This is a genomic window from Halolamina salina (genome assembly GCF_042678005.1).
In the GTDB taxonomy this organism is placed as follows: domain Archaea; phylum Halobacteriota; class Halobacteria; order Halobacteriales; family Haloferacaceae; genus Halolamina; species Halolamina salina.
Genome location: NZ_JBHUDH010000096.1, coordinates 1 through 619, shown reverse-complemented (window position 1 = coordinate 619; position 619 = coordinate 1). Strand labels below are relative to the sequence as shown.

Sequence of the window (619 nt, the reverse complement as noted above, 5' to 3'; positions counted from 1 at the left end):
CTGCTGGCGGCGCTGATGGGGGCGTTCGCGTTCGTCTCGTTCCCCAACCCGCTCAGCCCGGGCGTCCCGGTCACCGCGCAGGTGCTCGGCGTGTTCCTCGCGGGGATCTACCTCGGCCCCGCGTGGGGCGGGTTCGCGATGGCGCTGTACCTGCTGGCCGGCGTGCTGGGCGCGCCCGTCTTCTCGGGCGCCAGCGCCGGGCTGGGAGAGATATTCGGCCCGACGGGCGGCTACCTGCTCTCCTACCCGTTCGCGGCCGCGCTGATCGGCGCGATCGTCCACGGCGCCGACGGGCTGGTCGATCTGGAAACAGTCTCGCTGCCGCGGCTGGTGGCCGCGATGGGCGTCGGCGTCCTCGTCATCTACGGGTTCGGCATCCCCGTCTACTGGTACTACCTTGACACGAGCTTCGTCGCCGCCGTCTTCGCCGCGGGCGTCGCGTTCGTTCCCGCCGAACTGGTGAAGATGGCCGCCGCCGTCGGGATCGTTCGCTCCGACGAGGTGCAGGCGACCTGACGTGCTCGAACTCGACGAACTGGTCCACGAGTACGGCGACGCCCGCGCCGTCGACGGCGTCTCGCTGTCGATCCCCGACGGGCAGTTCCTCGTGCTCTGCGGG

Annotated in this window: 1 protein-coding gene; it reads left to right on the top strand. The window is 71.1% G+C overall.

The annotated features are described in order from the left end of the window. On the top strand, positions 1–516 hold a 516-nt coding region (locus ACFR9S_RS09085; RefSeq protein WP_379818463.1), incomplete at its 5' end, for a biotin transporter BioY. Positions 517–619: the final 103 nt, after the last annotated feature.